This is a genomic window from Micromonospora sp. ATLC20, from assembly GCF_057196585.1.
On the sequence record NZ_JBXUOV010000034.1, the window covers coordinates 16,599 to 42,466 of the forward strand.

Sequence of the window (25,868 nt, forward strand, 5' to 3'; positions counted from 1 at the left end):
CCGAGAGGCGGTAAGAGCACGTCAGTTCCGGCGTGGCATACGCCGGGGTGCAGGTGGGGCCAAAGTTCTTTCAGGGCTCCAGCTGATGTTCGCCGCACGTGTCGGGGCTGTGAAGTCGCGTGGGCTCCGGCGCCGGCAGAACGTACGACAGCAAGGGAAAGAAGTAGCAGAGGAAAGGGAGGGTCGTACACCACCGTTGGATCGCCCGCCGTCGGTCGTCATGTCAGGCCGGGCGGACACCGCAGTTTCCATCGAACGAGAGGTGGTCTCCGGTCACGCATATGCGGTCCTCGCACCCGAAGCCGTCAATGACGGCTGGTGCGGATACGACAAGCCGACGTTCCTGTCGGTAGATGGTGTTCTGACTCGTGACCCTGGGCCCCGGCGCGCAAGCGCCGGGGCCCTCGACGTGGAGGTGACATGGGGCGAAACCCCGAAGACATGTTCGGCGATGAGAACTACCCGGCCTACACCATCGGGCAGGCCGCGGAGATGCTCGGCACCACGCAGGACTTCCTGCGTCGCCTGGACGAGGCGAAACTGATCAACCCGCACCGCTCCAGCGGCGGGCACCGCCGCTACTCCCGCTACCAGCTGCGCCTGGCCGCCCGGGCACGCGAAATGGTCGACGGCGGCACCGCCCTGGAGGCCGCCTGCCGGATCATCATTCTCGAAGACCAACTCGAGGAAGCTCTCCGGCAGAACGAGAAGCAGTAGCGGGGGCCGCGATGACCGGACTGACCAGCCCACCCTTCGTGCGAGGCCGTCGGCGGGCTGGTAAGCCGGCCGGCCCACCAGGCGCACGTCCAGGTTCCCGCCTCGGTCCGACGGCCCGTCGAGGACGGTGAGGAAGTCGCGCATCTCGGCGAGGGGTGCGGTGCCACCCAGGGTGAGCGCGTCCACGATCGCCGGGTCGCCCAGCGCGGCGTGGATCCGGCGCGCCTCCGCAGGGAAGCAAGCTCAGTTGACCAGGTCCACTCACCGCCATCGGTTGAACAACGGATCATGTGCTACGGTGTCCCAGTTGCAGTTTTGATTTCCAGTAGACGTTTTCCGGCGCCTGATGGGGCATCTGAAACCCATCCAGGCGCTTTTCGTTTTTCGTGTCGTTTCGACGCGGGTGATCAACGCGGCGGCGTAAGGGTCCGCACAGTGCGGCCTCTGACAGCCTGCGAAGGAGCAGACATGACTACAGGTACCGTGAAGTGGTTCAACGCCGACAAGGGCTTCGGCTTCATCAGCCCGGACGGCGGCGGCGCTGACGTCTTCGCCCACTTCTCCGCGATCTCGGCGAGCGGCTTCCGCAGCCTCGACGAGAATCAGAAGGTGGAGTTCGACATCACTCAGGGCCAGAAGGGCCCGCAGGCGGAGAACATCCGCCCGCTCTGATCCAGATTCTCTGAACGGCGGCCCGACTGGTTCAGCGGGTCGCCGTTCGGCGTTTCATGCGCTCACCACGCCATCGCGAAAATCATCTGATCGGCTGAAGGCCGGCCGTCTCGGTGTGGAGCCGGCCCAGCAGTGTCCCCGTGCTCTCCCCACTGGATCGATTCGGACCTCGGGCGCTCGTCTGCCAAGCATCGCCCCTTGTCCCGCCGCGCGTTAGCCGTGGCCAGCTTGAGGCGGCTGAGCGCTTGCGGTCCCCGTAGTCCGGCCGCGTCGAACACCGCGACAGCGGCGGTGAGGTGGTCGATGACGTCGGTGGTGTCGCCGAAACCCGGGTAGGCCGTCGCCGCGTTGGCGGCGGCCCGTGTCGGGCAGTACGGGCCGAGGGTGAGGCTAGTGCTGACCTTCCGTCCGGTGGGTGTTCCGGCAGTAGGGCGAACACGCGGTCCACGTCCTGGTGTACGCCCGAGCGATCGCCGAGGCGGGCGAGCGCCAGAGCCTGCCCGCTGATCGTGAGGCGGACGAGGTGCGGCCGCATCGCGGGCCGCAAGTCAGGGTTCGTGTGCTTGGGCTGTGGTCCTGGGCTGGTAGAACGGGGTGGGTGAACGTCGGCCGCTTCCTGCCACCTCAGGTGAACCCTCAGGTCGCTAGACTGGGCGCTCGCGCCCTCGTAGCTCAGGGGATAGAGCATCGGTTTCCTAACCCGACGCTCCGTGTGTAGCCGCAGGCCGATGACCTGCGGCTTCTCTCTTTCCAGGCTTTCTGCGCCGGTCGCACCCGCGCGCCGTTGTGATCGCCTGCTGAAGCCCAGCAGAAGTGCATAAGCGCTGCTCAGTGCCACTTTCCCGTGGGCCGCGGTGTCGGTCTCGCGCGACGTGCTGCGCCCCGACTGTACGTCCGGCCTCATCGCGGCTTGGCTCGTCTTTATTGCCAGAGCTTGGCAACTACGTAATCCTGGCAGCAGTGGGTGGGCGCTCCGGCAACGCGATGATCTGCACCACCGCCGGGGCGCCCGCCCAACTCTGCGACGACGATGGTGCGAGGAGCTGCTGGTGGCCGTCTACTCTCTGCCCGACATGCCGTACGACTACGGTGCGCTGGAGCCGGCGATGTCCGGCGAGATCCTGGAGCTGCACCACAGCAAGCACCACGCCGCGTACGTCAAGGGCAGCAACGAAGCCCTAGAGCAGCTGGCCGAGGCCCGGGACAAGGGTGACTTCGCGGCGCTGGTCGGGTTGGAGAAGACGTTCGCGTTCAACCTCTCCGGGCACGTGCTGCACTCGATCTTCTGGAACAACCTGTCCCCGCACGGCGGCGACCGCCCCGACGGTGAGCTGGCTGCCGCGATCGACGAGCACTTCGGCTCCTTCGACGGCTTCGCTGGCCAACTGTCGGCGGCGACGAAGGGCGTGCAGGGCTCCGGCTGGGGTGTCCTCGCCTGGGAGCCGCTGGGGCAGCGGCTGATCGTGGAGCAGGTCTACGACCACCACGGCAACGTCGGGCAGGGCTCCACGCCGCTGTTGGTGTTCGACGCGTGGGAGCACGCCTACTACTTGCAGTACCGCAACGTGCGCCCGGACTACGTCGACCGGCTGTGGAATCTCGTCGACTGGGCCGACGTGACCGCCCGGTTCGAGGCCGCCCGCGCCGCCGCGCCGAAGCTCTGACCGGCGTGACCGGTCCGTCGCCGCCGACCTCGTGCAGCGCGCCGCCGGGGTCATCGCCGCCCGCCACCGCGGTGATCTCGCCGGCGCGGAGGCGCTGCTGGCCTCGTTCGACACCGACCAGGCCCGCACGCTCGGCTTCTACCTCCTCGCTGACCTCGCCCTCGGACTGGTCCGCGCGCAGACCGGTCAGTCCTGGACGACCTGGTCCGGGAACTCACCCTGCTCGTCGCCACCACACCACCGCCCTCGCCCGGTTGAGGGCATGCCCACTCCCCTGACGGCTGGGGAGCGGCCTGCGAGCGAGGTCAATCTGCTGTCGAGGCGGAAACCTGCCATAGGGCGCTGACCGGCATGGCGCGGAGTCTGTCGCCGAACGGCAGCGTGGCGGTTCCGGTATAGAGGACGATGCCGACGATGAAGTCGTCGCCGAGGCGGTCGGCGAGTCGGCGTAGGCCGCGGAAGTCGTCGGGTCCGACGGTGCTGGCTGCTTTGACCTCGATCCCGACCACCTGACCAGCTCGGTTCTCGAGCACCGCGTCGACTTCGTACCTGCTCTGGTCGCGGTAGTGAGACAGGTCGACGAACTGCTCGGACCAGGTGAGCTGCCGGGACAGCTCGGACAGCACAAATGACTCGAGCAGCGGCCCGAACGGTGCGCCCGGCCGGAGCAGTGCCCGGGCGTCGGTCGCGATTTCGTTGGCGGCGATGCCCGAGTCGACGAAGATCAGCTTTGGCGCGGCGGTGGCACGGGTGCCGAGGTTGCGGGACCAGCCGGGAATCCGTTTGATCAGGAAGATCTCTTCCAGGGCTTGGAGGTAGCGGACGATCGTCGGCCGGCTCAGTCCGAGGGCGGATTCGAGGGAGTTCGCGGCGATGATGGTCGCGGACCTGGCCGCGAGGAGGCGTACCAGCCTGCGTAGCTCGCCCTTGTGCTGGATGTCGGACAGCTGCCGGACGTCGCGGTCGATGAGCGCCTGGACATAGGCGTCGAGGAACCGTTGGCGGCGGCGCGGGTCGGTGCGGGCGGTGGCCTCGGGTAGGCCGCCTCGCACGATCCTAGCCGCGTAGTCGGCGCGGGTCACGTCCGACTCGTGTCGCAGGTTCGGGCCGAGCGCGAAGACGGCGTCGATAAATCCGTCCAGGGCTCCGTCGAGTTCGCCTTGGGAAAATGGCCAGAGCTCGACGGTTTCCATCCGACCAGGCAGCGCGTCCGGCGCAGCCACCATGCCGAACAGCCGAGACGATCCGGTGAGCAGGTACCGGCCAGGACGGGGATCCTCGTCGACGGCAGCCTTGATGGCCAACAGGAGCTCCGGAGCGCGCTGGATCTCGTCGATGACCAGGAGTTCGGAGGAGTCCACGAACCCGACCGGATCGGCGATCGCCGCCGCCCGGTCCTGAGCCCGATCAAGATCGCGGCGCTCGGCCAGACGATCGCCGGCAACGAGGCGGACCAGGGTGCTCTTGCCCGCTTGGCGTGCCCCGCTGATCAAGACGACGCGGGTGTCCGCCAGAGCAGCGTTGACCTGCGCGGCAGCGTGGCGGGGGACTAGATGCGGTGTGGGCACGGCGTCATCATAACCGCCGCATTTTCGATCTGCGAGGGAGGTTGCTTTCGATTTGCGGCACCGAAGCGTTCGATACGCGGTCATTCGATGTTCGATTTGCGGGCCAGGCGAACGGGGCGGTTCGTGGAAGGGGTCCACCGCTACGTCGCGTTGCTGCGAGTCGGGGCTAGTTCGGGGAAGGCGTCTTCCCAGTGCTGGCGGAGCTGGGGTGGCAGCCACAGGGTGGGCCAGAGCCGCCGCAGCAGGTCGGCATTGAGCCAGGTGTGCAAATCCTCGACCGTACTGGCTTCGGTGAGCACCACCTTGTACATGCTGGCCAGGCGCGTGGGCCGGTTCAGGTCGTACTCGGCGTGCCCGGACCAGTCGAGGTGACGCGGAAGCGTCACCGCGCCGTCGGTGGGGCCGTGCAGCGCGGCAAGGGTTTCGGCCACCACGTAGGGCTTCCGGTTTCCGTAGGGCTGGTAGTCCGCCCGCAGCTGTTCGTCCCGCTCGGTCAACCCGGCCGCCCGCGTCGCCTCGTACCGGGAGACAACCGCCTGCAGCTCATCCTCCGAGAACCGGCCCATGGCCGTTAGCCTGCCATGTTAGGCCCAGCGCGCTTGGCTTCTGTCAATCTCTTTAACCGGCGGGCCAGTGATGGTGATCGCTATGGGATGCGCTCATGTTCTGGTGAAGCCGAGGGCCCGGTATCCGGGCATGCGGCGTGGGAGTGAGGCGGCGAGGATGGGTGTGGCCGGGTCGTGGTAGTCGTGGACCTCGGCAAGGTCCTTGCCGGGCGCGGCGCGGATGACGCGGCCGGCGCATTGGACGAGTAGGCCGTCGTAGGAGATCGGGCCGGCGAGGAAGAGGGTGTCGAGGGCGGGGGCGTCGAAGCCTTCACCGATGAACGGTGTGGTGCCGATGACGAGCAGGCCGTCGCCGGCCTTCGCGCCGTCGAGCCGGTCAACGATGGCCCGCCGGTCGCGGGTGCTCACCGCGCCTTGGAGCACAAGCGCCTGATGTCCGCGTGCGGCGAGCAGAGCGGTGAGTGCCTCGACCTGGGCGACCCGTCGGGTCAGCACGAGACAGTTGCGACCGCGGGTCAGGGCCGCGGCGACGTCGTCGGCGATCTGGGTGTTGCGGGGTTCGTCGAGGGCCAGCCTTCGGTGCACCTCGGCGAGCGCGCCGGGCGCGTCAAGGTCGACGTCGCCGGGTTGGAAAGTGGTCTCGTGGATGAACAGCGCTCGACGGGGGCCGGCATCGGTGTGCATCGCAGCCGCGAGGGTGCCCTGTTCCTCGTCGGTCAGGGTGTGGCGGACGGGGCCGAGTTGCCAGGTGACGAGTTGGCCGAGGCCGTCGCGTCGGGTAGGGGTGGCGGTGAGGCCGAGCCAGAACTGCGCGGCGATCCGTTTGACCGAGTGCTCGTACGCGGCGGCGCCGAGGTGGTGGCATTCGTCGACGATGACGTGCCCGTACCCCTGGGTCAGGGTGGCGACGTCGTCGCGCCGGGCGAGGGAGGGCAGCAGTGCGATGTCCACCGTGCCGGTGAGCTTGCGTCGGCCGCCACCGAGTTGGCCAGGCTTGATGTCGAGGAACTGTTGGATGCGGGTGCGCCACTGGTCGGCGAGAGCTTTGCGGTCGACGAGGACGAGGGTGGAGGTGTTGCGTTCGGCGATCACGGCGCAGGCCATGACGGTCTTGCCGGAGCCCGGTGGGGCGACCAGGATTCCGTCGTCGTGGGCGAGGAGTGCGCCGACCGCGACGGCCTGCTGGCCAGTGAGTTCGGCGGTGAACGCGGTGTCGATCTCGGTCCCGGAGTTTCGTACGTCGGCGACGGCCAGCCGTGACCCGGTGCGCTCGACGATCGTGGTGATGGTGTGCCGTAGGCCCCGCGGAAGGATCAGGCGACCATCGAGGGTGAGGTCATAGCCCTGGATGAAGCGTGGCGTATCCCAGGTGGACTTGCGGAGTCGTTGCAGCTCGTAGAACTTCGGGTTGGCCATGGCGGCGGCGTGTTTGAACGTGGCGAGTGCGGCGGGGGTGAGCTGTCCGGCGTCGATGCTCAGCCCGGCACCGGCCTCCGCGTGGACCACCGGAGGCAGTGGAGGGTGGACCTGCGTCGCGGCGGACCGGCTGATCGTTGCGATGTCGGCACCGGTGACGGATTGTTTGGCCTGCCGGGCGATCTGTTCGGCGTCGCCGGGGCTGAGCCGGTCCAGTGTCGACAGGAATGCCCACTGGTCGGCGTACGGCTCGAGGGTGCCGAGGTCGAGGAAGGTGGTCAGTCCGTCCTTGCGGCGGCGGCCCTGTAGCGGCGCGGCGATGAGGTTGCCGAAGCCACCCTCAGGAAGGACGTCCTGGTTGGGGAAGAGACGGTCGTACGACCGCAGATCCATCGACCCGCGCAGCACCATCGCCTCGCGCAGCAGGACCGTACCCACGGCCCGCGCGGTGGCCGCGGGAACAGCGCCGGTGAAGAAGACCCACACGTGGGCTCCGCGGCCCGACTGGGAGATCTCCAACGCGGCGGGCACCGCGCTGGCCCGTGCCGCCTTCACGTATGCGAGGGCGTCGAGCATCGCCGTCGGGCCGTCGAAGTCGGCCACGACGAAGTGGCAGGTGTTGCCGGGCATCAGCGGGTACAGGCCCATGAACACGTCGCCGACCAGATGTGCCGCGACGACCTCCGTCGTGCGGGGCAGGTAGGTGGCACCCCGCCGGTCCATACCCTTGCGCCAGCCGCCCGCGACCGCGGGCATCCATCCGGCTGCGCCGGTACGGGCGTTGTCCCACCGCACGGCGTACACGTCGGCCCGGGCCCGGAACCGGTCGGTGAACAACGTCAGCTTGTCCCGGGTCGGCGAAGCCATGGTGACCAGCCCTGGCGGCTCAACCGGAGCGGACAACTGCTCCGGCGCCGCAGTCGTGTCCTGGCCGCGCAGCTCCAGCAGACGCCCCAGCCGGGCGTTCTCCGCCCGTAACCGCTCCACCTCCCGCCGAAGATCGACGAAATCGGCCACCGAACCCATGCCGACCATCCTCGCGCATCGGGCTCCGAACACCCCGACACCGGTCCGCTATCCTCCGCCGATGGCATCGAAGGGGACCGCCGCGTTGGAGGCGATGATCGAGGAAGCCACCGTCGACACGGACGGTCACGAGGACCAGCGTGCCGGCCTGTTCGCCATGATCGAGGAGCATCTGGCGGTGCCGTTCACCACCACCGTCCTCGGCGTCGAGGTCACCATAGGCAAGATCGAGCTGGCCGCGGACAGCATCGTCGCGGTCTGCGCCCGAGGCCGCCACCGGCAACGGGTCGGTCTTCTCGACCTTCCGCTACCCACCCCTATGCCGGACGGTGCCGCGTGGATCGACGCCTACCGGCACTGGGCCGGGAGGTAGGCCACGATGAGCGAGTACCAGTACTACGAATTCACCGCCGTCGACCGTCCCCTCACCGTCCGCGAGCGGGCCGAGCTGCGGTCGCTGTCCACCCGGGCCGACATCACTGCCACCAGCTTCGTCAACACCTACGAGTGGGGCAACTTCAAGGGCAACCCGCGCACGCTGATGGAACGGTACTTCGACGCGCACCTGTACCTGGCGAACTGGGGCACCCGCCAGCTCATGCTGCGACTACCGAAACACGTGCTCGACCCCGCCACCGTCTCCCAGTACTGCCAAGGTGACAGTGCATCCGCGTGGACCGCCGGCAAGCACGTCATCATCGACCTCCACGACGAGGACGAGGACGGCACCGATGAGTGGGACCTCGACGGTCACGGCCTCCTCGCCTCCATCATCCCGGTCCGGGCCCGCCTCGCCGCCGGCGACCTGCGCCTGCTCTACCTGGCCTGGCTGCGCTGCGTACAGTCCGCCGAGATCGCCGACGACGAGCCTGAACCGCCCGTCCCCGCCCGGCTGGGGACCCTCGACGCGTCCCTCACCGCCGTCGCCGAGTTCCTACGCATCGACCCCGACCTGATCGCGGCCGCGGCGGCCGGATCGGCGCCGGCCACCTCCGGCGAACCGACCGCTGCGCAACTACGCACCTGGGTCGTCGGGCTGTCCGCGCGGGACAAGGACGCCATCTTGACCGACCTGATCACCGGCGGCGACAGCCAACTGCGCAACCGGCTGCTGCGCCGCTACCGCGACGCACACCGCACTGATACGCCCACCCCGGCAGCCGCCCGTACCGCCGGGGAACTGCTCGCCACCGCCGCGGAGTTGCGCGCCGAACGGGAACGACGGGACGCCGAGCAACGCGAACGCGACCGGATTCGCCGCGAACGGTCCGCCGCAGCAGCCCGGCAACGGCACCTCGACACCCTCGCAGTCGACCAACCCGCCGCCTGGCAGCGAGTCGACGAGCTCATCGCCACGAAGAAACCCCGCGAGTACGACACCGCCGTGCAACTCCTCGTCGACCTGCGCGAACTCAGCGAACGCGACGGGGACAGTTCGTCGTTCCAGCACCAGCTGGCCGAGCTACGGGTGGCGCACGCCCGCAAGCCCAGTTTGCTCGAACGCCTCAACCTCGCAGGCCTCGACAGCTGACGCATGGTTCCCCGCTGACCGTCGCCAAGGTGTGGCGAGGATCGTGGATGGCCGGTGCGGCGTGCCAGCGTGACGCCCCAGACAGTCGACGCCGGCGGCGGTCCGCTCCCCGACGCGACCCCATCGCGCCGGACACTTCATTCTGCCCGCCAAGATCAACCGGGGTCACCTGGAGACTCCTCCAGCGGATGCCGACCGGGGTGAACCGGTGCCAACGTGGGTCACCATGGCCGACCGCCGGTCGCGAACCGGGGTTCGTGTGCGCCGGGTGTGGTCCTGGGCTGGGAGAACGGCGGTCCGGGTGACGTGGGTGAACGGGGGCCACTCCCTGCCACCCCAGGTGAACCCCCACGTCGCTAGACTAGGCGCTCGCGCCCTCGTAGCTCAGGGGATAGAGCATCGGTTTCCTAAACCGTGTGTCGCAGGTTCGAATCCTGCCGGGGGCACCACATTCCGCCTACGGGCTGACCGTTCCGGACAGGTTGCTGACCCGGCCCATCGCGTCGAAGTCGACACGCAGGACCGACCCGTCCCGATCCTGCGCCGTCACCGACATCGGCGCCCGATCCAGCCGCCACCCCTGCTGGTGCAGGAACGACTCGACGGCGACGCGGTGCTCCACCGGGAAGGACTGTAGGACCTGGGTCAGGACGGTCAGCACCCGCTCCGGCCGGACCGGCGCGGTGATCTGCGGCGGGGCGTCGTCGAGGTGGAAGAAGACGGCGCCGCCGTCGTACGGCCCGCGGTAGTAGCAGCGGCCGGTGAGGCCGGACGCCAGCAGGGCGAGGCGGTGACCGTCGGCGCGCTGGAGCGGGAACGTGGGCTCGGTGAGTTCGGCGACCCCTTGGCGGTGTCCGTACTCGCGAAGCCAGCCGGCCAGATGCAGCACCGACGGCGGGAGGTTGCTGGCCTCGTTGGCCCAGGCCCACAGCCAGGTGCCGTCGTCGTGGCTCTCGGTGCCGAGGACCTGGACGCGGTACCGCAGGTCGGTCCCGAACGTAGCGATGCCGCCGGGCACGTCGAGTTGCCAGTCACGTTCGCCGAGCAGGTCGGCCAGCGCCATCTGGCGGGCCAGGCCGGTGCCGACATGTTCGGCGAAGAGTCGATCAAACGTCGGCATCGCCGCAGTGTGCCAGACCTTTCAGCGCGGGGCGGCCCCGCGTCCGGCCGGAGCCGGAGCGCGGGGCCGGCGGGTCAGCGGACCAGCGCTGCCACCAGCGTCCCGATGCAGGCGACGACGGCGGCGATGATCGGACTGAGCGTCTTGATGTACGCCAGGATGAGCCGGTGCCGGTCGGTCGGCTCGGCAACGGTTTCGTCCTCGTCCTCTGGTGTCTCGAAGTCTGACCCGTGAGGGATTACAGTCAACGTGACTCCTTCCGTTGCAGCGGTGGAGTCGAATGCGGCGTCCGGTGGCAGCCGGGCGCCGCCCTCTGTGTGAGGCGACGCAGTGCCGTTCGACGGTTCGAGCATCCTCCCGGCGGACAGCTAGCACAAGAGTGGTCAATTCACTGTCGGGTACCTGACAAGCAGATGCATCGCATCGAGAAAATTTCGGTGCCATCTCTTGCCAAATGCAATTTTCCGTGAAGCAGTTCAACCCAGCGTGACCACACCAAAGCGCATGGTGAGCAGTCGTGTCACCAGGCGCGCCGACTACGACACGACGAAGCCGGTCGAAGGGCGGGTCAGGACGCCGGTCATCGGGAAGCGGGTGGAGCCGTTCCACCAGTGCCACACCACGCGCTCGCTGCCGTCGGCGGCGGCGAAGACGTCCATCCCGCCAGGGCCCTGGTGGTTGCCGGGCAGGCCGCTGATCGGGTTGAGTCCGGCGCTGCCGGTGTAGCCGAAGAAGGGCCGCGACACGCCCTCGCGGATGGGAGTGCATCGGGAGCCGGGCAGGGGACTGGCGCCGCAGCGAGCGATGCCGGTTGCGTAGCGGGCGCTGTCCCAGTTGTTGCCTGAGTACATGAGGTACCAGTCGCCGTCGGCGGCCTTCCACATCGACGGGTTCTCCACCACGTGCGTACCGCCGCTGGTCTTGGCGGTGTCCCAGGTGATGTCGGTGCTCTTGAGCATGTCCCGGCGGGTGTCCCAGATCGCGCGGCCCTCGCCGTCGGTGCGGACGGTGGAGATGCCGGTCTCGGCGCCGGAGGCGATGGCGTCGTCCCGGTAGGTGACGTACAGGTTCCCGCCGGCCACGAAGGGGTTGGCGTCGAGTGCCCACCGGCCGGCGTCCGGGCAGGCCCACTCGCCCTGGTTCTGGAAGGGGCCGCGGGCGCTGTCGGAGATCGCTCGTCCGATGCACTTCTGGCCGGTGCCCTTGCGGGAGGCGGTGTAGAACATGAAGAACCGGCTGCCGAAGCGGGCGACGCCCGGTGCCCAGACCGCGCCGCCGGGCTCGGCCCAGGCGCCCGGGCCGGACGGCAGGGCGTCGTGCGACGCGCAGTCGGCCATGCCGACGCTGTTGCCGGAGCCGTGGACGAGGACCGGTACGTACAGCCTGCCGGTCGCGCCGCAGCGCGCGCCGGTCCCGGCGCCGACCGTGGTGCCGTAGGTGACGTACGAGCCGTCCTTCGCCAGGAGGGTGTCGGGGTCGGCCAGCGGGAAGGTGGACGAGCTCGCCAGGGCGGACAGGTCGCCCTCGGCGGCCGCCGTGGCGGGCGTCGCTGCCGTGCCGGCGACCAGGACGGTCGCCGCGAGGGCGGCGAGCGCCCCGCGCATTGGAAAGAAACTCACCGGACAGCCTCCCCTGATGAAGGTGGTTGCCGGTCGGAGGCTATAGATGGGTGGCGATCCCGTCAATGAGCCGGAGGTGGCAGGTGCCCGACGCGAGTATGTCGGTCAGGTTGGGAGGGACGTATCCGCCGACGACTGGGCCGTGAAGGGGTCTGTCGATCCCCTCCGCGCTCCAGGCGAGCAGTCGTCAGCCCGCGAGGTGGACTTGTACGTCGCGGTGCAGGCTCGGGTTCGCGACGGCAAGGATCTGGTGTCGTCTGACCTCGCCCCGGCTGAGACCCCTGACGATCTCACCAAAGTCGATCGGTCGGCCGGCGGGATCCGTGACCGTGCCTCCGGCGCGCGCCACCAACTCGTACGCCAAGGTCTCGTAGGACGGCTGACCGAACTGGTGGTCGACGAACCCGTCGACCTCACCCACCGCGATCCGGGCGGCGACGATGGCGCCGTCCACCGTCCCAAGCAGTTTGGGGCCGCCGAGCAGCTTCAGCGGCGGATCCTGCCGGCGGTTGCGCTTCAGCAGCGACACGACCAGGAACGCGTCCTCGACGCGCTCCGTGGCCGAGCAGGTCGCGGGCGTGGTGCTGCCGTGCATCGACGTGACGTGCACACCGGTGTCCGAGGTGGCCCAGACGACACGTGGGATCTGGATGTCCGCGATGGCACCGCTGAGAAACTCTCCCTCGAGGGTGTACTCGTACACGGCCACCGCCGACTCCCGTACGCCGTGAAAGGTCAGCGTGGTGTTGCAGTAGGGGTCGCACACGATCATTCGCGGCTCGTCGCCGAGGCGCACGAGGCCGGCCTCCTCCGAGAACACCTGTCCCTGGAACCCGTGCCGCCCCAGCGCGTCGAACAGCACCCGCTCGGCGACGTCGTCCACCTTGTGGGCGGTGTGGCCGCCACCCTTGTCTTCGGTGACCTCACCGAGAGTGGTCGTCGCCGCTGCGTCCGAGAGGGCGGGTCGAACCGTTTCGGCGATCTCAGCGGCCAGGTCGAATGTCAGCGGTTCGTGCGCCACGTCCTCAGCCTCTCGCCTGCCCTCGGGCTTCGATGTCCGCGAAGCATGTCTCGCACACCGTACGCCTGCTTGCCCGATGCAGCCTGCTTCGGCGACGCCAGATGAGCCGTGCCGTGCAGACGTCGCAGTAGTGCGGCGGCAGGATCTGCTCCCTTACAGCGAGGAGGATCGCCGTTCCCAGCAGGCCGAGCAGCACACCGAACGCGTAGCAGAGAACCTGGCTCACCCGGCGGAGTTCGGTGAGATCGGTGATCGTGACGATCGCGAACAGGGCGGCGGGCACGTACAGGATGATGGAGATGGTGAAGATCCAGGCTCCAGGGCTGCGGCTGTGGATGTCGGCCGATCGGTAGAAGCCGGTCGACGGTCGTACCGCCTGGAGCACGGGCGGCGCGAGGGCGAGCGCAAGCGTCACCGCGGCCATGTCCGTGTAGCCGCCGTATACGAGTGCGATGGTGAGGGCGGAGGCCAACAGGCCGACGCATCCGGCGAAGGGCAGCATCGCGAGATTGCGGAAACGTGATTCGCTGTGCAGGCCGAAGAGGTAGGAGAGCTCGCCTCGGCCGTACGGGTAGAAGCCGATCTTGCGAACGGTGCCCGGCCCGACTCCTTGCGCCAGCGAGTGGTACTCGGACGTGTCCACCCGGCAGCGCAACGATAGTTCCGGCGAGTGTTCGAGGTTAATGATCATGCGGGAGGCGGACGGCGCCTCGACGGAGAAGCCGAGTCGCCAAGTTTGGAGCACGCCGTCGCCACCCATCAGGAAGAACAGGCTGGCGCTCGTGAAACTGACGCGCAGGCTACCGGACAGTCCGCGTAGCTCCCGGGTGGGTGCCTCGACGATCAGGCAGGAGTCGGTAGTGACCTGACGCGCGCCGATAGTGCGGCTGCCGCCGGAGATGGTCAGAGCGGCGACCCGGGGTGGTGCTGTGCCGGTGGCCCGCAGGGAGTCCAGCGGGAGCGGCACCGCGAACTTGACCAGCGGTGTCCAGGCGCTGCGGCCCCGCGCCGGCACCGGTACGTCGATGTCGACATGGACCGTGCCGACGTAGGTTGCCGGTGCGTCGACCACGCGAAGGTGGACCACGGCGGCGCGTCGTTCGGTGTATTCGTGCAGAAGATCGTGTACCCGAATTCCATCGAATCGCTGCAGATTGGCGGTCACGTCGGATGAGGCAGGAGATGACATCGTCGGCTTCCCTCTGGCGCGGATTTCGCCCGGGCGGGTATCGACGACGGTAGCGGGGGACACAACATCTCCATCTCGTCGAACCATTCCAAAGCGGCAGGAGAGGAAAATGGTGCGGGTCCGGTCCGTCGTATTCGCCTCGGCTGCGGATCTCGCGACCCAGGTGGCGCTGGAAATTGCCCGTGGGTTGAGGAGCGCTGCGTCCGAGGATCGTCCCTATCTCCTGGGCTGTCCCTCGGGTCGAAGTGCGACCCAGGCGTTCCGGGCTCTCGCCGGGATCGTGGCGGAACAGGGCGTTCCGGTTGCCGGGCTCGTCGTGGTCTCGCTGGACGCGTATGTCGATTCCGGGGCCGGCGGGTTCATGCCGGTGCCGGCGGATCGCCACCACAGTTGTGAGCGGTACGTCGCAGCGGAGATCGTCGGTCCGCTCAACCGAGGGCTGCCGCCGGGGGATCGGCTTCCCGCCGATCAGGTGTGGGTGCCCGGGCCGGAGCGGCCCGGTGACTTCGACGTGCGGATTCGAGCGCACGGGGGCATCGACCTGTTGCTGTTGGCGTCCGGATCGGGTGACGGGCACGTGGGCTTCAACGGCCCGGGGGCGCCCCGGGAGAGCGTCACGCGGGTGGTGCAATTGGCGGAGTCGACCAGGCGGGACAACCTTCGTACGTATCCCGATTTCCGCTCGGTCGACGAGGTGCCTACGCACGGCGTCACCATGGGAATCGCCACGATGGCCGATTTGGCTCACCGTGCGTTGCTGCTCCTGCCCGGGAAGGAGAAGGCGGCCGCCTTCCGGCGGGTGAGCCGGTGCCGGGACTATGACCCCGAGTGGCCCGCGTCAGTGGTGGCGGCCTGCGGCGACGGGGTGGTGTACTCCGACATTTCCGCAGCTCGTTCCCACGAGTGAGCGGCGGAGGAGATAGCCTGCGACCGGAAGGTGGCGCGGAGTGACGATCGGGGCGCGCGGACGCCGGGAGTGTCACCGTCGGTACCCTGGCAGGTCCTGGCCTGTCCGCGACGACATGAGGTATTCGTGAACGATCTTCGAGTGGTGGCGTTCGATCTCGACGACACCCTGGCGATTTCCAAGTCCCAGATCGATCGTCGGATGGCGGAGTTGCTCGGCCACCTGCTCACCGAGGTGGACGTGCTGGTCATCTCCGGTGGCCGGTTCGAGCAGTTCCAGTCGCAGGTGCTCGCCCACCTCGACCTCACCGAGGAGCAGCGCGACCGGCTGCACCTGATGCCGACCTGCGGCACCCGCTACTACCGCTGGTCCGACGGGGACTGGCGGCAGGTCTACGCGGAGGATCTGACCGAGGCCGACAAGGCCCGTGTGGTCGCCGCGCTCACCGAGTCGGCGCAGGCGCTGGGCCTGTGGGAGGCGAAGACCTGGGGCGACATCATCGAGGATCGGGGCAGTCAGATCACGTTCTCCGCGCTGGGGCAGTCCGCCCCGGCGGCCGAGAAGTACGGCTGGGACCCGGACGGCGACAAGAAGCGGCGTCTGCGGGACGCGGTCGCGGCGAAGCTGCCCGATCTGGAGGTGCGCGGCGGCGGCTCGACGTCGATCGACGTCACCCGCAAGGGCGTGGACAAGGCGTACGGCATGCGGAAGCTGCTGGAGCACCTGGACCTGAAGATCGACAACGTGCTCTTCGTGGGTGACCGCCTGGACGTGGGTGGCAACGACTACCCGGTCAAGGCGATGGGCATCCGCTGCGTCGCTGTCACCCGCTGGGAGGAGACCGCCGACTACGTCGAGAAGCTGGTCGACGACCTGGTGAAGCAGCGCGCCGAGCGCGCCTGAGCGCAGCCCGCAGCAGAGCCCGCCGGTTCCGGAACCGGCGGGCTCTGGCGGTATCGACGGTGATGAGGTAGGAACAGCCGAGAGAGCGCTCTCCCGTCCCATCACCGAACAGGCAGGCAGATGCGATCACCCGACCCCTCCCGCCGCCGTTTCCTCACGCTCACCGCCTCCGCGGCCTCACTCACCGCCCTCGGCCTCCCGGCCGGCGCCGCCGCCGCGTCCCCGGCCGCATCGCCGGCCGCGCGACCCGCCCGCGAGCCCGACTTCGGCCCGAACGTCTTCGTGTACGACCCCAGCACGCCGGTCGAGGAGATCCAGTCCACGCTGGACGGGCTGTTCACCGCCCAGGAACGCAACGAGATGGGCTTCGACAGGTACGCCGTGCTGTTCAAGCCCGGCCGCTACGAGGTGGACGCCCGGCTCGGCTACTACACGACAGTCGCCGGTCTCGGCGCCCACCCGGACGACGTGGAGATCCACGGCGCGGTCCGGGTGGTCGGGCAGCCCGACCCCAACTCGCCCGCCGGCATCTCCGCGCTCACCAACTTCTGGCGCTCGGCGGAGAACCTCGCGGTCACCCCGACGGACTGGTCGAACCAATGGGCCGTCTCGCAGGCGTCACCGATGCGCCGGGTGCACGTGAAGGGCGTGCTGTGGCTGGAACCCGGCAACGGCGGCTACTCCAGCGGCGGCTACATCGCCGACTCCAAGGTGGACGGCATCACCATCAACGGTTCCCAGCAGCAGTGGCTCACCCGCGACAGCGAACTCGGCGGCGAGTGGACGAACGGCGTGTGGAACCAGGTCTTCTCCGGCGTGATCGGCGCGCCCGCGCAGGGCTTCCCCGACCCGCCGTACACCACGCTGCCGACCAGCCCGGTCACCCGGGAAAAGCCGTACCTGTTCGTCGACGCCAAGGGCGCCTGGCGGGTCGCCGTACCGCGCCTGCGCCGGAACACCGCCGGCACCACCTGGGCCACCGGCGGCGCGCCGGTGCCGTCGCTGCCGCTGTCCGCGTTCTACCTGGCCCGGCCCACCGATTCGGCCAGGCGCATCAACGCCGAACTGGCCCGGGGCCGGCACCTGCTGCTCACCCCCGGCGTCTACCACCTGGACCGGGCCCTGCGGGTACGCCGCCCGGACACCGTCGTGCTCGGCATCGGCATGCCGAGCCTGGTGCCGGACCGTGGGGACGCGGCGCTGCGGATCGAGGACGTGGACGGGGTCCGCATCGCCGGGGTGCTCGTGGACGCCGGGCCGGTCGAGTCGCCGGTGCTGGTGGAGGTCGGTACGCGGCACTGCCACCGGTCGCACGCCACGAACCCGATCTCGCTGCAGGACGTCTTCTTCCGCATCGGCGGCCCGTACGCCGGGCGGGCGGTGACCAGCCTCGTGGTGCACAGCCGGCACACGCTCATCGACAACATCTGGGCCTGGCGCGGCGACCACGGCCGGGCCGGCACGATCGGCTGGACCGTGAACACCGCCGCCACCGGCGTGATCGTCAACGGCGACGACGTGACCGCGTACGGGCTGTTCGTCGAGCACTACCAGCGTTGGCAGACGATCTGGAACGGCGAGCGTGGCCGGACCGTGTTCTACCAGAGCGAGCTGCCCTACGACCCGCCGAGCCAGGCGGCCTGGCGCAGCCCGACCGGCAACGGCTGGGCCTCGTACAAGGTGGCCGACCACGTCCGCACGCACGAGGCGTGGGGGCTCGGCGTCTACTCGTACTTCAACCAGGGCGTCGACATCCGCTGCGACCGGGCTATCGAGGCGCCGCGCCGGGCCGGGGTGCGGTTCCACGACGCGATCACCGTGTTCCTGGACGGCAGCGGCGGCATCGAGCGCACGATCAACGAGATCGGCACGCCGGTCGTCGGCTCGTACGGCACCAGCCCGGTGATCAGCTACCCCTGACCGCGAGGCGGGTCCCGGCCGGTGCGGGACCGGCCGGGCCGCGCCCGCTCACGCCGCGAGCTGGTCGACGCGGGTGAGCACCTGGTCGACGAGGCCGTACTCGCGGGCCTGCTCGGCGGTGAACCAGCGGTCGCGGTCCCAGTCGCGCTGGATCTCCTCCAGCGTCCGCCCGCTGTGCCGGGCGATCAGCTCCTGCATGGTGCGCTTCACGTGCAGCATGTTCTCGGCCTGGATGGTGATGTCCGCGGCGGTGCCGCCCATCCCGCCGGACGGCTGGTGCATCATGATCCGCGAGTGCGGCAGCGCGAACCGCTTGCCCGCCGCCCCGGCGCAGAGCAGGAACTGTCCCATCGACCCGGCCATCCCGAGCGCCAGCGTCGCCACGTCGTTCTTGACGTACCGCATGGTGTCGTAGACGGCCATGCCGGCGCTGACCGAGCCGCCCGGCGAGTTGATGTAGAGGAAGATGTCGCGCTCCGCGTCCTCGGCCGCGAGAAGCAGGATCTGCGCGCAGATCTGGTTGGCCGACGCGTCGGTGACCTCGGTGCCGAGGAAGATGATCCGCTCCTTCAGCAGCCGTTCGAAGACCCGGTCGCCGAACGCCGGCTGCCCCTCGTCGAGCATCCAGATGCCACTCATCGCCGCCACCTCCGTGCCGCCGGTGGGCGGGGGACCGCCCGGGAACCCGGCGGTCTCCAGCGTCCGCCGGGCGCACCCGTGCGGCCCAGGCTTTCTGCCCGGGGCAGATTCGCCGTCGGCAGAAGCTACGCGGCGACCGGCCGCCGCCGGCCCGCGCGGGCTCGCCGCCGCGCCAGCGTGACGGAGGTACGCGGACGGGGGCGGACGGCCGGGGCGGAGGGAGCCGGCCAGATCCGGATGCCGCCGGCGAACCCGATCGGCGTGGCGGCGTCGAGGGGCGCACCGAGCGGCGCCGGCACCAGGCCGAAGGGCCGCAGCGCGCCGCCCAGCAGCGGCGTGGCGGTGACCGGCCGGCGGGCGACGTGCGGCCGGAGCGAGACGGCGGGCCGCCGGGTCACGTGCTGCCGGGGCGACACGGCCGGACGGCGCGTGACGGACAGCCGTGGTGGGCCGACCCGCAGCTGCGGCCCGGTGCGGGCGACCGGCACCCGGTCGAAGCGGGCCGCCGAGATCCCGGGGCCGACCGGGGTCGGACGCTCCCGGCGCAGCTCGTCGCGGGCCTCTTCGAGCAGGTCGGCGAGGTGGATGCCGAGCGCGCGGCAGATCGCGGCGAGCACCTCGGAGGAGGCCTCCTTGCGGCCGCGTTCGACCTCCGAGAGATAGGGCAGGGAGACGCCGGCGGCCTGGGCCACCTCGCGCAGCGTGCGGCCCTGGCGCAGGCGGATGCGCCGGAGCACCCCGCCGATCACGCGTCGCAGCAACGACATGCCGGCCTCCTCGCGGTCGCCGTCCCGACGTCCCCATCATGCCCTGTCCACGTCGCCGGCAGCGGCCCCGGCGGGTACCGATCGTCACCCGGCGGGCTGGATCCCGGCGTACCCGTTATCTTGTGGGCGTGCAGGTGGCGGAGCAGGACCGACGGTGATCCATTTTCCCGCGCAACGGCGGGGGCCGCTGAGCGCGCTGAGTCTGCGCCTGCTCGCAGCCCTCGGCCTGGTCTTCGCCACGGTCTTCGTGGTCTGGCTGGACCGCGACGGCTACCGCGACGTGGACGAGAGCGGCCTGACCCTGCTCGACTGCTTCTACTACGTGGTGGTCTCGCTCTCCACCACCGGGTACGGCGACATCACGCCGGTCAGTTCGTCGGCGCGGCTGGCGAACGTCCTGTTCATCACCCCCGCCCGGGTGCTGTTCCTGATCATCCTGGTCGGCACCACCCTGGAAGTCCTGACCGAGCAGTACCGCACCGGCCGTCGCCTGTCGCGGTGGAGGAGAACCGTGAAGGACCACGTCATCATCTGCGGCTACGGCACCAAGGGCCGCAGCGCGGTCTCCGCCCTGCTGGAGAACGGCACGGACAAGTCCAAGATCGTGGTGGTCGAGCGGAGCGGGCCGGCGCTGCGGCAGGCCACCTCCAACGGGCTGGTGACGATCGAGGGCTCGGCGACCCGCTCGTCGGTGCTGGAGCAGGCGCACGTGCGTACCGCGAAGTCGGTCATCATCGCGACGGACAGCGACGACGCGTCGGTGCTGGTGGCGCTCACGGTCCGGCAGCTCACCGCCGGCCAGGTACGCATCATCGCGGCGGTCCGGGAGGCGGAGAACGCGCCGCTGCTCAAGCAGAGCGGGGCGCACCACGTGATCGTCTCGTCGGCCACGGCCGGGCGGCTGCTCGGCCTGTCCACCTCGGCCCCGCCCCTGATCGACGTGGTGGAGGACCTGCTCACCCCGGGTCAGGGCATGGCGCTGGCCATGCGGTCGGCCGAGCGCAGCGAGGTGGGCCGCTCGCCGCGCGAGCTGGAGGCGCTGGTCATCGCGCTGGTCCGCCGGGGCAAGGTGGTCACACTCAACGACCGTGCCGCCTCGGTGATCGAGACCGGCGACATGCTCGTCCACGTCCGGGACGACCGGCCGCAGGCCACCACCGCGATCTGACCCGGCCCCGCTGAGCGCCCGCGGTCAGCAGGCGCCCGGGCCGCCCTCCGCGATCACTTCGCCGCAGGTCGACGACCGGCCCTGGGTGGCCCGCCGCAGCAGGTCGTAGAGCAGGTCCCGCTCGCCCGGTGCCAGCGCGCCGAGGACTTCCTCCTCCGCCCCGGCGAGCGCGCACTCCGCCTCGCGCAGCCGCTTCGTGCCCGCCTCGGTGAGGCGTACCTCGTGCCGGCGGCGGTCCTCCGGGGAGCGGCGGCGCTCGGCCAGGCCGTCCGCCTCCAGGTCGTTGAGCAGCCCGACCACGTTCGTGCTGTCGATCTGGAGCGTGCCGGCGAGCGCCTGCTGACTGATTCCGCCGGCGTCGCGCAGCACGGTGAGCGCCACCAGGTGGCGGGGGCGCAGGCCCAGCGGGGCGAGTACCGACTCCGAGCGCAGCCGCATCCGCCGGGCCAGGTGGTCGAGCAGGGGCCCGGAGCGGCGCTCGGACTCCTCGACCGGTGCGGCGGACATGTGACCCAGTTTACGCGGCCCGGGGAACATCGACCTGCTATAAATAGTTGGTCCTGCACGAACGATCGTCGGAGGAGGAATCACCAATGGCACACCTACTGCACATCGACTCCAGCATCACCGGGGAGCGGTCGATCAGCCGGCGGCTCACCGCCCGCGCCGCCGCCGCGTGGCGTGCCGCCCACCCGGACGGCACGGTCACCTACCGCGACCTGGGTCAGAACCCGCTGCCGCACCTCGACACGGCGAGCGGCCTCGCGCGCATGGTGCCGCCGGATCAGCACTCCCCGGAGCAGCAGGCGTCCTGGCGGCTGACCGAGGAGGTGGTGGCCGAGGTGAAGCAGGCCGACACCGTCCTGCTCGGGCTCCCGCTCTACAACTACGGCGCGCCCAGCAGCGTGAAGTCCTGGGTCGACCACCTGATCGCCCCCGGCATCGCGTACGACCCGGTGACGAACGCCGGGCTGCTCGGCGACCGCCAGTTCGTCGTCCTGGTCAGCCGCGGTGGCGGGTACGGCCCGGGCACCCCGCGGGAGGGCTGGGACCACGCCGAGCCGTGGCTGCCGCACGGGCTCTCCCTGACCGGGCTGGAGCCGCGGTTCATCTGCGCCGAGCTGACCCTGGCCCCGGTCAACCCGGCGATGGCCGAGCTGATCCCGCTGTTCGAGCAGAGCCTCGCCGCGGCCGAGCGGGCCGTCGACGAGCTGTGGGTGCCCGCCTCGGCGGCCGCCTGACCGGGCTGTCGCATACGCGAAGGGCGGGCCGTTCCACGGGGGAACGGCCCGCCCTTCGACCGTGACGGGTCAGCGGTGGATCAGAGGATCGTCCAGGTGTCGCCGCTGCCGAGCAGCGCGGCGAGCTGCTGCTCCGGGGTCTTGTCGACGCCGGCCTTGGCAGCCGCGACCTGCTCCTGCACCACGCTGTCGTAGGAGGGGCGGCCGACCGACCGGAACACCCCGATCGGGGTGTTGCTCAGGTCCAGGCCGGGCAGCCGGGACAGTGCGAACGCGTACGCCGGGTCGGCCACGCCCGCGTCGTGCACGACGATCTGGTCGGCCGGCGTGTTCGCGGTCTCCCGGACCTCCAGCCCGAAGCCACCCGGCGGGTGGACGACGCAGAACTGCCCGTCCTTGCCGAACGTGATCGGCTGCCCGTGTTCCAGCCGGATCAGGAAGTCGTCCCGGGTGGCCGGCTCCTTCAGCGGGTCGAACGCGCCGTCGTTGAAGATGTTGCAGTTCTGGTAGATCTCCACGAACGCCGAACCCTCGTGCTGGGCGGCGGCCCGCAGCACCGACTGGAGGTGCTTGCGGTCCGAGTCGATGGTCCGGGCCACGAACGTGGCCTCGGCGCCGAGCGCCAGCGACAGCGGGTTGAACGGGGCGTCCGCCGAGCCCACCGGCGTCGACTTGGTGATCTTGCCGACCTCGGACGTGGGCGAGTACTGGCCCTTGGTGAGACCGTAGATCCGGTTGTTGAACAGCAGGATCTTGAGGTTCACGTTGCGACGCAGCGCGTGGATCAGGTGGTTGCCGCCGATGGAGAGCGCGTCACCGTCACCGGTGACCACCCAGACCGACAGGTCCGGCCGGGACACCGACAGGCCGGTGGCGATCGCCGGGGCGCGGCCGTGGATCGAGTGCATGCCGTACGTGTTCATGTAGTACGGGAAGCGCGACGAGCAGCCGATGCCCGAGACGAAGACGATGTTCTCCCGGGGGATGTTCAGCTCCGGCATGAAGCCCTGCACGGCCGCCAGGATGGCGTAGTCGCCGCAACCGGGGCACCAGCGCACCTCCTGGTCGGACTTGAAGTCCTTGGCGGTGAGCTTGAGGGCGACGGGCTCAGACATTCTTCAGGACCTCTTCCAGCATCGTCTCCAGCTCGGCGGCGGTGAACGGCAGGCCGCGGACCTGGTTGTAGCCGATCGCGTCGACCAGGTACTTCGCCCGGATCACGTGGGCGAGCTGGCCGAGGTTCATCTCCGGCACGACCACCTTGTCGTAGCGGCTCAGCACCTCGCCGAGGTTGGCCGGCATCGGGGCCAGATGCCGCAGGTGGGCCTGGGCCACCGAGAGCCCGCGCTGACGCAGGCCACGGCAGGCGGCACCGATCGGCCCGTACGTCGAGCCCCAGCCCAGCACCAGCACCCGGGCGTCGCCGTCCGGATCCTCCACCTCGACATCCGGCACCGGGATCGTCTCGATGCGGGCGGCCCGGGTCCGCACCATGAAGTCGTGGTTGGCCGGGTCGTACGAGATGTCGCCGGTCTTGTCGGCCTTCTCCAGACCGCCGATCCGGTGCTCCAGGCCGGCCGTGCCGGGCACCGCCCACGGGCGGGCCAGCGTCTGCGGATCCCGCAGGTACGGAAGGAACGTGGTGCCGTCCTCGCCGTTGGGCTCGGTGGCGAACTCGACCCGCAGGTCGGGCAGCGACTCGACGTCGGGCAGCAGCCACGGCTCGGAGCCGTTGGCGACGTAGTTGTCCGACAGCAGGATCACCGGGGTGCGGTAGGTCAGCGCGATCCGGGCCGCCTCCAGCGCCGCGTGGAAGCAGTCCGACGGCGACTTCGGCGCGATCACCGCGACCGGCGCCTCGCCGTGCCGGCCGTACAGGGCCATGTTCAGGTCGGCCTGCTCGGTCTTGGTGGGCATGCCGGTGGACGGACCGGCCCGCTGCACGTCGACGATGACCAGCGGCAGCTCCAGCGCCACCGCCAGGGAGATCGTCTCGCTCTTGAGCGCCACACCCGGGCCGCTGGTGGTGGTGATGCCGAGCGCGCCGCCGTACGACGCACCCAGCGCCGCACCGACCGCGGCGATCTCGTCCTCGGCCTGCATGGTGACCACGCCGAACTTCTTGTGCTTGCTCAGCTCGTGCAGGATGTCCGAGGCCGGCGTGATCGGGTACGCGCCGAGGAACACCGGCAGCCCGGAACGCACGCCTGCCGCCACCAGGCCCAGGGACAGCGCCGCGTTGCCGGTGATGTTCCGGTAGGTGCCCGGCAGCATCTTGGCCGGCTTGACCTCGTACCGGACGGAGAAGTCCTCGGTGGTCTCGCCGAAGTTCCAGCCGGCCCGGAACGCTGCCACGTTCGCCGCCACCAGCTCGGGGCGGGCCGCGAACTTGCGCTCCAGGAAGCGCAGCGTGGACTCGTACGGGCGGGAGTACATCCAGCTCAGCAGCCCGAGCGCGAACATGTTCTTGGCCCGCTCGGCGTCCTTCTTGGACACGTCGAGTTCGGCCAGCGCGCCGATCGTCATCGAGGTGAGCGCCACCGGGTGTACCGCGTACCCGGCGAGCGAGTCGTCGTCGAGCGGGCTGGCCGCGTAGCCCACCTTGGCCAGGTTGCGCCGGGTGAACTCGTCGGTGTTGACGATGATGTCCGCCCCGCGCGGCAGGTCGGCCAGGTTGGCCTTCAGCGCGGCCGGGTTCATCGCCACCAGCACGTTCGGCGCGTCACCCGGGGTCAGGATGTCGTAGTCGGCGAAGTGCACCTGGAAGCTCGACACGCCGGGCAGGGTCCCGGCGGGAGCGCGGATCTCGGCGGGGAAGTTGGGCAACGTGGAGATGTCGTTGCCCAGCTGCGCCGTCTCCGAGGTGAACCGGTCGCCGGTGAGCTGCATGCCGTCGCCGGAGTCACCGGCGAACCGGATGACCACCCGGTCCAGCTGACGGATCTGCTTGGTCACACCCGCACCTCGCTTAACTGAGCGCCGTCGCCCTCGCCGGCCCGGCCCGCTCCGATTCTCACGTCAGAGCCTACGTCGCCACGTTAGGGCCACCTTGGTCGAGGTCCGACGTATGGGACTGGATCGGGCCGCTGTATGCCCTGCTTTGCAGGGTTTAGTACCTGGGCCCGTAACCCAGATCACCACATATCCATGATCACCGGTCGGTGATCGGACGCTCCGGCGCGGTGATGTCGCTGCGGCGGCGCAGCGAACGGGTCGCCAGCGTCAGCGCGAGCACGACCAGGAGACCGGACACGGCGATGAGCGCGATGGCGGTCCCCCGGACCGAGGTGTCGTCGCGGTCCCGTTCGCCGGCCGCGACGAGCACGCCCTGTGAACCGGTCGGAGCCGGCGCTCCGCCGGGCGGGACGGTGTCCGCCGCCGCGGCGCTGATCCGGAAGCTCATCTGCACCTGCCGGTCCCGCCCGCTACGCGGATCCAGCCGGCCGATCACCGCCCCGGACAGCGGCGCCCGCCGCTGCGCCTCCGCCGAGGCGGCCAACGTCAGGCGTACGGTAGCGGTCCGCCCGGCCGCCAGCGCGCCCAGCTCGCAGCGGGTCCGGTCGGCCGACACCGGGGCGCAGCCGCTCTCGGTGCCGGCCACGGTCACCCCTTCGGGCAGGAGCACCTCGATCCGGCCCGCGGCGTCGACCTTGCCGGTGTTGCCCAGCCGGACGGTGAGCGTGCTGGGCGCGCCGCTGATGTCGAACAGCACCTCCTCGGCGCGCAGCGAGATGCCGGGTACCGGCGGCCCGGGCGGGAACAGCACCGCGAAGCCCTCGTCGTCGTACGCCGCGCCGGTCACCCCGGGCGCGACGGCGGTGACCTGGACCGATCCGGCCAGCGGCATGGTCCGCCAGGCGTCGCCGTCGACCCGGACCCGGATGGTCGCGCTGAACCGGGCACCCGGCTCGGCGTCCCACCCGACGCAGCTGTGGTTGCCGTCGCCGGCCGGCTCGCAACCCGGGGTGCCCGCGTCGGTCAGCCCTGGCGGCAGCGTGTAGGCGAGGCTGATCCGCTCCGCCCGTCCGCCCGTGTTGGCCACCGTCACCAGCAGCGTGGCCACCGTGGCGTCGGCGTTCCAGTAGGCCGGCGGGAGGACCACGTCGCCGGTGGTCACGCGTACCCCCAGGGGCCCGCCGGCCGGCTGCGCCGGCGGTGGCGGCGGGGTCTTGACCGGCGGCACGACCGGCGGGGGCGCCGGTGCCGTGGTGGCC

24 protein-coding genes and 1 tRNA gene are annotated in these 25,868 nt (G+C 70.1%); 11 read left to right on the forward strand and 14 right to left on the reverse strand.

Going from position 1 to position 25,868, the window contains the following annotated elements; all coding sequences use genetic code 11:
* Positions 1-420: 420 nt before the first annotated feature.
* The 3 genes from AC2CHG_RS10500 to AC2CHG_RS10510 all read left to right on the forward strand — a co-directional run bounded on the left by AC2CHG_RS10500 (position 421) and on the right by AC2CHG_RS10510 (position 3,053).
* Positions 421-717, forward strand: a complete 297-nt coding sequence (locus tag AC2CHG_RS10500; RefSeq protein ID WP_262012692.1) for a helix-turn-helix domain-containing protein — start codon at positions 421-423, stop codon at positions 715-717.
* Between the two features lie 468 nt (positions 718-1,185).
* Positions 1,186-1,389, forward strand: a complete 204-nt coding sequence (locus AC2CHG_RS10505; RefSeq protein ID WP_007074326.1) for a cold-shock protein — start codon at positions 1,186-1,188, stop codon at positions 1,387-1,389.
* Between the two features lie 1,049 nt (positions 1,390-2,438).
* On the forward strand, positions 2,439-3,053 hold the full coding sequence (locus AC2CHG_RS10510) for a superoxide dismutase (RefSeq protein WP_484524643.1): 615 nt from the start codon (positions 2,439-2,441) through the stop codon (positions 3,051-3,053).
* Positions 3,054-3,358: 305 nt separating this feature from the next.
* Here AC2CHG_RS10510 and AC2CHG_RS10515 read toward each other — a convergent pair whose 3' ends face one another.
* The 3 genes from AC2CHG_RS10515 to AC2CHG_RS10525 all read right to left on the reverse strand — a co-directional run bounded on the left by AC2CHG_RS10515 (position 3,359) and on the right by AC2CHG_RS10525 (position 7,629).
* On the reverse strand, positions 3,359-4,621 hold the full coding sequence (locus AC2CHG_RS10515) for an ATP-binding protein (RefSeq protein WP_174533515.1): 1,263 nt from the start codon (positions 4,619-4,621) through the stop codon (positions 3,359-3,361).
* Positions 4,622-4,761: 140 nt separating this feature from the next.
* Entirely contained in the window at positions 4,762-5,187 is a 426-nt protein-coding gene (locus AC2CHG_RS10520; protein ID WP_174533516.1) for a hypothetical protein, read from the reverse strand.
* Between the two features lie 93 nt (positions 5,188-5,280).
* Positions 5,281-7,629 (reverse strand): TOTE conflict system archaeo-eukaryotic primase domain-containing protein, encoded by a 2,349-nt coding sequence (locus tag AC2CHG_RS10525; RefSeq protein ID WP_355512341.1) that lies wholly within the window; start codon positions 7,627-7,629, stop codon positions 5,281-5,283.
* A 61-nt stretch (positions 7,630-7,690) separates the two neighbouring features.
* Here AC2CHG_RS10525 and AC2CHG_RS10530 point away from each other — a divergent pair, with 61 nt between their 5' ends.
* The 3 genes from AC2CHG_RS10530 (at position 7,691) to AC2CHG_RS10540 (ending at position 9,609) form a co-directional block, all read left to right on the forward strand.
* Positions 7,691-8,002 carry a hypothetical protein gene (locus AC2CHG_RS10530; RefSeq protein ID WP_262012688.1) on the forward strand — a complete coding sequence of 104 codons (312 nt, stop codon included), beginning with the start codon at positions 7,691-7,693 and terminating at the stop codon, positions 8,000-8,002.
* A gap of 6 nt (positions 8,003-8,008) precedes the next feature.
* On the forward strand, positions 8,009-9,160 hold the full coding sequence (locus AC2CHG_RS10535; RefSeq protein WP_262012687.1) for a hypothetical protein: 1,152 nt from the start codon (positions 8,009-8,011) through the stop codon (positions 9,158-9,160).
* 373 nt (positions 9,161-9,533) lie between these two features.
* Positions 9,534-9,609: transfer RNA gene (locus AC2CHG_RS10540), tRNA-Arg, on the forward strand.
* Between the two features lie 8 nt (positions 9,610-9,617).
* Here the strand turns inward: AC2CHG_RS10540 and AC2CHG_RS10545 are convergent.
* The 5 genes from AC2CHG_RS10545 to AC2CHG_RS10565 all read right to left on the reverse strand — a co-directional run bounded on the left by AC2CHG_RS10545 (position 9,618) and on the right by AC2CHG_RS10565 (position 14,172).
* Positions 9,618-10,280: a DUF6882 domain-containing protein gene (locus AC2CHG_RS10545; protein WP_463840506.1), complete on the reverse strand. Its 663-nt coding sequence runs from the start codon at positions 10,278-10,280 to the stop codon at positions 9,618-9,620.
* A 74-nt stretch (positions 10,281-10,354) separates the two neighbouring features.
* The gene (locus AC2CHG_RS10550; protein WP_013283846.1) at positions 10,355-10,528 is read right to left on the reverse strand and encodes a hypothetical protein; all 174 of its coding nucleotides are present in this window, start codon (positions 10,526-10,528) and stop codon (positions 10,355-10,357) included.
* Positions 10,529-10,816: 288 nt separating this feature from the next.
* Entirely contained in the window at positions 10,817-11,899 is a 1,083-nt protein-coding gene (locus AC2CHG_RS10555; RefSeq protein ID WP_463840507.1) for a family 43 glycosylhydrolase, read from the reverse strand.
* Between the two features lie 187 nt (positions 11,900-12,086).
* The gene (locus AC2CHG_RS10560; protein WP_402809402.1) at positions 12,087-12,920 is read right to left on the reverse strand and encodes an inositol monophosphatase family protein; all 834 of its coding nucleotides are present in this window, start codon (positions 12,918-12,920) and stop codon (positions 12,087-12,089) included.
* Between the two features lie 4 nt (positions 12,921-12,924).
* Positions 12,925-14,172, reverse strand: a complete 1,248-nt coding sequence (locus AC2CHG_RS10565; RefSeq protein ID WP_484524644.1) for a hypothetical protein — start codon at positions 14,170-14,172, stop codon at positions 12,925-12,927.
* A gap of 46 nt (positions 14,173-14,218) precedes the next feature.
* Here AC2CHG_RS10565 and AC2CHG_RS10570 point away from each other — a divergent pair, with 46 nt between their 5' ends.
* From AC2CHG_RS10570 to AC2CHG_RS10580, 3 genes are all read left to right on the forward strand, one after another.
* Positions 14,219-15,016 (forward strand): 6-phosphogluconolactonase, encoded by a 798-nt coding sequence (locus AC2CHG_RS10570; RefSeq protein WP_402809406.1) that lies wholly within the window; start codon positions 14,219-14,221, stop codon positions 15,014-15,016.
* 126 nt (positions 15,017-15,142) lie between these two features.
* Positions 15,143-15,919 (forward strand): HAD-IIB family hydrolase, encoded by a 777-nt coding sequence (locus AC2CHG_RS10575; protein ID WP_262012681.1) that lies wholly within the window; start codon positions 15,143-15,145, stop codon positions 15,917-15,919.
* Between the two features lie 120 nt (positions 15,920-16,039).
* Positions 16,040-17,839: an adenylyl cyclase gene (locus tag AC2CHG_RS10580; protein ID WP_484524645.1), complete on the forward strand. Its 1,800-nt coding sequence runs from the start codon at positions 16,040-16,042 to the stop codon at positions 17,837-17,839.
* 48 nt (positions 17,840-17,887) lie between these two features.
* Here AC2CHG_RS10580 and AC2CHG_RS10585 read toward each other — a convergent pair whose 3' ends face one another.
* On the reverse strand, positions 17,888-18,478 hold the full coding sequence (locus AC2CHG_RS10585) for an ATP-dependent Clp protease proteolytic subunit (RefSeq protein ID WP_194798752.1): 591 nt from the start codon (positions 18,476-18,478) through the stop codon (positions 17,888-17,890).
* Between the two features lie 125 nt (positions 18,479-18,603).
* The gene (locus AC2CHG_RS10590) at positions 18,604-19,245 is read right to left on the reverse strand and encodes a helix-turn-helix domain-containing protein (RefSeq protein ID WP_357207756.1); all 642 of its coding nucleotides are present in this window, start codon (positions 19,243-19,245) and stop codon (positions 18,604-18,606) included.
* Between the two features lie 154 nt (positions 19,246-19,399).
* Here AC2CHG_RS10590 and AC2CHG_RS10595 point away from each other — a divergent pair, with 154 nt between their 5' ends.
* Positions 19,400-20,413 carry a potassium channel family protein gene (locus tag AC2CHG_RS10595; RefSeq protein WP_135243166.1) on the forward strand — a complete coding sequence of 338 codons (1,014 nt, stop codon included), beginning with the start codon at positions 19,400-19,402 and terminating at the stop codon, positions 20,411-20,413.
* Positions 20,414-20,437: 24 nt separating this feature from the next.
* Here the strand turns inward: AC2CHG_RS10595 and AC2CHG_RS10600 are convergent, their stop codons facing one another.
* Positions 20,438-20,920, reverse strand: a complete 483-nt coding sequence (locus AC2CHG_RS10600) for a MarR family winged helix-turn-helix transcriptional regulator (RefSeq protein WP_174361689.1) — start codon at positions 20,918-20,920, stop codon at positions 20,438-20,440.
* Positions 20,921-21,006: 86 nt separating this feature from the next.
* Between AC2CHG_RS10600 and AC2CHG_RS10605 the strand changes: the two genes are divergently transcribed.
* Complete coding sequence (locus tag AC2CHG_RS10605) at positions 21,007-21,654, forward strand: FMN-dependent NADH-azoreductase (RefSeq protein ID WP_262012678.1); 648 nt, start codon at positions 21,007-21,009, stop codon at positions 21,652-21,654.
* 80 nt (positions 21,655-21,734) lie between these two features.
* Here the strand turns inward: AC2CHG_RS10605 and AC2CHG_RS10610 are convergent, their stop codons facing one another.
* The 3 genes from AC2CHG_RS10610 to AC2CHG_RS10620 all read right to left on the reverse strand — a co-directional run.
* On the reverse strand, positions 21,735-22,769 hold the full coding sequence (locus tag AC2CHG_RS10610) for a 2-oxoacid:ferredoxin oxidoreductase subunit beta (protein ID WP_262012677.1): 1,035 nt from the start codon (positions 22,767-22,769) through the stop codon (positions 21,735-21,737).
* Entirely contained in the window at positions 22,762-24,609 is a 1,848-nt protein-coding gene (locus tag AC2CHG_RS10615) for a 2-oxoacid:acceptor oxidoreductase subunit alpha (RefSeq protein WP_194798746.1), read from the reverse strand. Before AC2CHG_RS10615 ends, AC2CHG_RS10610 begins: the two co-directional genes overlap by 8 nt.
* Positions 24,610-24,805: 196 nt before the next feature.
* Positions 24,806-25,868: hypothetical protein (locus AC2CHG_RS10620; protein ID WP_484524646.1), on the reverse strand; the 1,063-nt coding region annotated here is incomplete at its 5' end.